This is a genomic window from Streptomyces sp. MZ04, from assembly GCF_004684775.1.
GTDB lineage: Bacteria > Actinomycetota > Actinomycetes > Streptomycetales > Streptomycetaceae > Streptomyces.
Map to the genome: position 1 here is coordinate 1 of NZ_SRIC01000401.1, position 6,004 is coordinate 6,004.

The 6,004-nt window shown below is 68.9% G+C and carries 5 protein-coding genes; 1 reads left to right on the forward strand and 4 read right to left on the reverse strand.

Annotated features, from left to right (window positions below):
* From E2651_RS40390 to E2651_RS40405, 4 genes are all read right to left on the reverse strand, one after another.
* On the reverse strand, positions 1-1,012 hold a 1,012-nt coding region (locus E2651_RS40390; RefSeq protein ID WP_135336253.1), incomplete at its 3' end, for a LacI family DNA-binding transcriptional regulator.
* 113 nt (positions 1,013-1,125) lie between these two features.
* Entirely contained in the window at positions 1,126-2,763 is a 1,638-nt protein-coding gene (locus E2651_RS40395) for an extracellular solute-binding protein (RefSeq protein WP_135336254.1), read from the reverse strand.
* A 76-nt stretch (positions 2,764-2,839) separates the two neighbouring features.
* Positions 2,840-3,703, reverse strand: a complete 864-nt coding sequence (locus E2651_RS40400) for a carbohydrate ABC transporter permease (RefSeq protein ID WP_135336255.1) — start codon at positions 3,701-3,703, stop codon at positions 2,840-2,842.
* A gap of 59 nt (positions 3,704-3,762) precedes the next feature.
* Entirely contained in the window at positions 3,763-4,617 is an 855-nt protein-coding gene (locus E2651_RS40405) for an ABC transporter permease subunit (RefSeq protein ID WP_135336256.1), read from the reverse strand.
* A gap of 298 nt (positions 4,618-4,915) precedes the next feature.
* Here E2651_RS40405 and E2651_RS40410 point away from each other — a divergent pair, with 298 nt between their 5' ends.
* Complete coding sequence (locus E2651_RS40410) at positions 4,916-5,971, forward strand: hydroxyacid dehydrogenase (protein WP_245239515.1); 1,056 nt, start codon at positions 4,916-4,918, stop codon at positions 5,969-5,971.
* Positions 5,972-6,004 lie beyond the last annotated feature (33 nt).

Below are 6,004 nucleotides of genomic sequence, written 5' to 3' on the forward strand. Positions count from 1 at the left end.
GAAACAGCCGCGGTTCTGCTGGTAGACCGGCGTCGCGCCGTCGACCACGTACGGAACGGCCGCGTCCAGCGTGAACTCGTCCTTGATGCCCTGCGCGTTGGAGATGACCGCGCCCCAGCCGTCCGTCCGCCGCCACGGGGTCGTCGTTGTAGCCGACCACCGAGATGTCCTGCGGCACCCGAAGGCCGTACTCCCGCAGCGCGGTCACCGTCGCCGCCGCCACCCCGTCGTCGCCCGCGAACACCGCGGTGAACTCCGGCCGTCCTTCCGCCTTCTCCAGCAGGTCCCGTATCGCCTCGTACCCGTTGTGCTGACCGAAGCCGATGCCGTGCAGGATCGCCTCCTCGCGCGGCACCCCGTGGTCGGCCAGGGCGCGGAGGTAGCCGGTGACCCTGGCCTCGCCCGTCGTGTGGCCGGGCTGGTAGCCGACCAGGGCGATCCTGCGGTGGCCCGCCCCCAGCAGGTGGCTCGTGATCGCGTACGCGCCCGCCTCGTTGTCGTACTCGACGACCAGGGCGGGGACATCCGGCGCCGGCGCGGGACGCCCGCACAGGATGAGCCGCGAACCCGCCGACGCCAGCGCCTGGGCGTACCGCGCCATCCGCTCGCGGTACTCGTCGTCCTCGATGACCCCGCCCACCAGGACCACCGCCTCCGCGGCCTGCTCGCGCATCATGTGGACCAGGGCGAGCTCGCGGGCCGGATCGCTGCCCGTCGAGGAGACCAGCGTGAGCCTGCCGTGCTGGGCGGCCTCCATCTCCACGCCCTGGGCGACATGCGCGTAGAAGGGGCTCACCAGGTCGAACATGAGCACCGCGATCGTCTTGCGGCCCGTGCCCGCCAGCGCGCGCGCATGCGCGTTGGCGACGTAGTCGAGGTCCTTGACGGCCCGCAGGACCTTCGCGCGCGACGCCGTCGACGTCGGATAGTTGCCCGCGAGCACCCGCGAGACGGTCGCGACAGAGACGCCGGCGCGCGCCGCCACATCACGGATGGTGACCCGCTCACCCACTGTGTCTCCTCAAAAGCCTCTAGTGCCTCTAGTGCCTCAAGTGGCAGAGTCCGGGGCCGGGTTGCCCCCACGGCAACCCGCCCCGGACCATCATCCCGCCCGTGCGGCCCGGCTCAGTGCGCGGCCTCGTACTCCTTGGCGAACTCCTCGTGGGACTTGCTGCCGCCCTGCGCCTGCCACTTCTGGTAGACGGCGTCCCAGTCCGACAGCTTCTTGCGGCCGGAGACGATCGCCGTGACGCCGTCCTCGATGATCTGCTGCATCGAAGCGCCCTGCCGGTTGTACGTGTCCGACATCAGGCCCCAGTGGTCGTCGCGCACCAGGTTCGGCACGACCGCCTTCTCCCAGGTGTGCAGCCGCTTGGTGAGGTCGGGGAAGCCGGGGAAGTACAGCGGCTGCGGCGCGTCCATGAGGTAGGCGAACGGCAGGTTGGTCCTGTTCTCCACCAGGCCGAGGGAGTTGGGGATGGGGTCGCCGTTCTTGTCGTACTCGAAGTGTGTGCCCTCGACGCCCGAGTGCATCAGCTCGTACTCCTGGGAGCCGAAGGGGGACGCCAGCCAGTCCAGGACCCGCAGCATCAGCTTGACGCGGTCCTTGGAGGCCTTCTTGATGACGGTGTAGCCGAAACAGCCGCGGTTCTGCTGGTAGACCGGCGTCGCGCCGTCGACCACGTACGGAACGGCCGCGTCCAGCGTGAACTCGTCCTTGATGCCCTGCGCGTTGGAGATGACCGCGCCCCAGCCGTCCGTCATGGAGCGGACCGTGCCGTTGTAGAACTGGGTCTTCAGGTCCACCTGGGAGATCGAGGTGGCGTCGGAGTTGTACGAGCCGCTCTTGCGCATCTTCGCCATGAACTCGAGCGCGGCCCTGAACTCGTCGGTCCCGTACATGTCGGTGACCTTGCCGTTCTTGATCTGCCACTGGTTCGGCGCCCCGTGCCACATCGCGTGGTAGAGGTAGCCGAAGAAGCCGACCGAGGAGGCGCCGAGCGCGTACTTCTTGTTCTGCGAGGCCTCCCGCGCCATCGTCTGGAAGTCGGCCGCCGCCATGCCCGGCTCGTAGCCCGCCTTGCCGAAGGCCTCGCGGTTGATGAACATCGCGCCGTGCACCTTTGCCCGCTCGACCGGCAGGCCGTAGATGCGGCCGGAGACCCGGCCCATGCCCTCCCACGCGTACGTGGGGATGTTGGCGAGGTTCGGGTAGTCCTTCACCGCGTCGCCCGACAGGTGCTCGGAGAGGTCCGCGCACCGCGACTGCACGAACTGCGACTCGCGCGGAAGGACGTATCCGCCACCGAAGTTGATCATGTCGGGGAGGTCGTCGCCCGACATCAGCGTGGACATCTTGGAGCGGAAGTCCGCGTCCGGCACCACCGAGAACTCGACCTCGACGCCGAGCGCCTCGTTCATCGCCTGCCAGTACTTGTTCGATCCGACCGGCTTCGGCGGGGTGCCGTAGGTGATGGTCATGACCTTGATCTTCTGCTTGCCGGTGCCCGGCTTCTCGGCCGTCGCCTCGATCAGCTTCTGGGGGTACTTCGTGAAGCCGGGCTGTACGCCGTCGGCGCTCGGCGCGAGATCGGGCTTCGGGCCCTTGGCGGGCGTGTACGTCGGCCAGGGCGCCGCCTTCTTGTCGGCGTTGGAGACCGAACCGCCGCCGCCGGAGTCGGTGGAGCAGGCGGTCAGCAGGGAGGGCGCGGCGACGGCGGCACCGCCGACGGCTATGGAGCGCAGCAGGGTACGGCGCGACATCGAGGAACCGGACACGGTGTCAACCTTTCGGGGGAGCACGGGAGTTGGCTCAGCTCTTGATGCGGGAGGTGGTGGCTCAGCTCTTGATGGCGCCGGTGAGCACGCCCTTGGTGAAGTACTTCTGGAGGAAGGGATAGACGATCAGGATCGGTACGGTCGCGATCACCAGGACGGCCATCTGCATGGTCTGCGGGGCCGACACGTTGGACGCGTCGCTCAGCCCGGTGTCGGCGATCTGGGAGCCGCCCATGACGTACGTACGAAGGACCTGCTGGAGCGGCCAGTGGTCGGACTCCAGATAGATCGAGGCATGGAACCAGGCGTTCCAGTAGCTGACCGCGTAGAAGAGGCCGACGACCGCGAGGGCCGCCTTGGAGAGCGGGAGCACGATCCGCCACAGGATCTGCCAGTCGCCCGCGCCGTCGAGCCGCGCCGCCTCGTACATCTCCTCGGGAATGCCCTGGAAGAAGCCGCGGAGGACGATCAGATTGAAGACGTTGATGAGCACCGGGACGATCAGGGCGCTGTAGCTCTCCAGCATTCCCATGCCCTTGACCAGCAGGAACGCGGGGATCATGCCGGGCGGGAAGAGGAAGGTGAACAGCACGACGAGGAGGATCGGCTTCCCGCCGTACACGTTCGGGCGGCTCAGCGCGTACGCCAGGAACGTCGTGCAGGCGAGTGAGGCGAGGGTGCCGATGATCGTCACCCCGGCGCTCACCCCGAGCGCCTTGGAGACGATGCCGCCCGCGAAGACCTGCTCGTAGGCGCGCAGGGTCGGGTGCTCGGGCCACAGCACCCAGCCGCCGTTGGCGACGACCTCGCGGTTCGACGCGAACGACGTCGAGATGATGACGAGGAAGGGGACGAAGACCAGGAGAAGGATGGTGGCGATCGCGAGAACCTTGGCCACTTGCGTGACCGGTTTGGGCTTCTCCATCCAGGCGGGGCGCAGGGGGCGAGCTGGGCGCACAGGGCGTGCCGCGGCTGTTCTCGTGCTCACTTGTAGACCCCCTGCTCGCCGAGGCGATGGGCGACCTTGTTGGCCGCGAAGACGAGAATCGCGCCGACCACACCCTTGAACAGGCCGGCCGCCGCGGCGTATCCGGTGTCGCCGCCGACGATGCCCTGCCAGAAGACGAAGGTGTCCAGGACCTCTCCGGCCTCGGGACCCACCGACTGCCGTTGCAGCAGCATCTGTTCGAAGCCGACGGAGAGGATGTCGCCGAGCCGCATGATCAGCAGCAGGATGACGACCGGCCGGATGGACGGCAGCGTCACGTGCCAGAAGCGGCGCCAGGGCCCGGCCCCGTCGATGGCGGCGGCCTCGTACTGCTGCTCGTCCACCTGCATCAGCGCGGCGAGGAAGATGATCGTGCCCCAGCCGGCGTCCTTCCAGACGACCTGCGCGACGACGAGCGCCGGGTACGCGTCCGGGTTGCCGATGATGTCGACGGAGTGCAGACCGGCCTGCCCGAGCACGGAGTTGAGCAGTCCGGTGTCGGCGAGCACCTGCTGGAAGAGGGCGACGACGATGACCCACGACAGGAAGTGCGGCAGGTAGACCACCGACTGCACGAAGCGGCGCGTCAGGTCCGACGTCAGGCTGTGCAGGAGCAGGGCGAGGCCGAGCGGGACCGGGAAGAAGAAGACCAGTTGGAGCACCGCGAGGAAGAGGGTGTTCCAGGTCGCGTGCCAGAAGTCCGGATCGCCGAACATCCGGTCGAAGTTCTCGAGGCCGACCCAGGGGCTGGCCCAGAGGCCGTCGAAGGGGACGTACTCCTTGAAGGCGACGGCGTTGCCGATGAACGCGCCGTAGTGGAAGACCAGGAAGTACGCGACGCCTGGTGCCATGAGCAGCAGCAGGACCCGCGAGGCGTGAAACCGTTTCCATCGCTCATCACGCCTGGTTTTGTTGCCATTTGTCCTGATGTTGCGCTTGCCGGGCGGCTTCACCGCCTCGGTTTCCGTCCGGTCCTTCGTCACCGCTGACACGGCAGCCCCTCCGTTGTCGGAACAAGGTGACCGGAATCTAAAGCGGTTACTAATCCCGGTCAACCCCCTTGGCCCCGAGATCTCTTGACCACCGTCCCGACTTCGGCCTAGCCTCCAGGCGCTGTTGGGTAACCGGTTACTACGAGGGCGGTCACGCGTGGCAGACCAGGCAGAGCAGACGGGCCAGTTGGCGGACCGGTCGACGGACCGGCTGACGAGCCCGCCGATCACGGCACTCGCCATGAGCGCCGACGTGGCGGACCGGGTGTTCGCCCCCGACATCCGCGAACGGCTCGCCCGCAGCGTGGAGTTGGCGCCCGCCCTGCTCACCGGGTCGCTCACCGGGTCCGACGCGCGGGCGGTGCTCGCCCGGACGGAGATCCTGGTCACCGGCTGGAACTGCCCGCCCATCACGGCGGAGGTGCTCGCGCACGCTCCCCGGCTGCGGGTCCTTGTGCATGCCGCCGGATCGGTGAAACCCGTGGTGACGGACGCGCTCTGGGACCGCGGCGTGGTGGTCTCGTCGGCGGCCGACGCCAACGCGGGCCCCGTCGTCGCCTACACGCTCGCCGCGATCACCTTCGCCGCGAAGGGAGCGCTGTCCACCGCCGCCGGCTACACCGAGGGGTGGCCGCCCTTCACCGGGCGGGTGGGCGCGGACGCCCGTACGGTCGGCGTCATCGGGGCGTCCCGGATCGGGCGCGGCGTCATTGCGGCGCTACGGACCTCCGACGTGGGGTGGCGGGTGCTGCTCACCGACCCCTACGTCACCGCGGAGGAGGCCGCCGGGCTCGGCGCGGAGCTGGTGGAACTGTCCGAACTGTGCCGCCGCAGCTCGATCGTCAGCGTCCACGCGCCCCAACTGCCCGAGACGCGGGGGATGGTGAGCGCGGAGATGCTGAAGCTGATTCCGGACGGCGGGACGCTGATCAACACGGCGCGGGGATCGCTCGTCGATACGGACGCGCTGGCCGACGAGTGCGGGGCGGGCCGCCTGGACGCCTTCCTGGACGTCACGGACCCGGAGCCGCTGCCGCCGGGCCATCCGCTCCTCACCCTGCCGAACGTGCTGGTGACCCCGCACATCGCGGGGGCTCAGGGGAGTGAGGTGCGGAGGCTCGGCGAGTACGCGGTCGGGGAGGTGGAGCGGTTTGTACGGGGGGAGCGGCTCGCGGGGCGACTGTCGCGGGAGGAGCTGCCGCGGCTGGCGTAGGGGCGTCCCTGCAGGGCTTTCCGGGTGCGGGGG

Excerpts from the sequence above, each read along its gene's own strand:
- E2651_RS40395 (WP_135336254.1), bottom strand. The coding sequence starts at position 2,763 with ATGTCGCGCCGTACCCTGCTGCGCTCCATAGCCGTCGGCGGTGCCGCC.
- E2651_RS40400 (WP_135336255.1), bottom strand. The coding sequence starts at position 3,703 with ATGGAGAAGCCCAAACCGGTCACGCAAGTGGCCAAGGTTCTCGCGATC.
- E2651_RS40405 (WP_135336256.1), bottom strand. The coding sequence starts at position 4,617 with ATGGCACCAGGCGTCGCGTACTTCCTGGTCTTCCACTACGGCGCGTTC.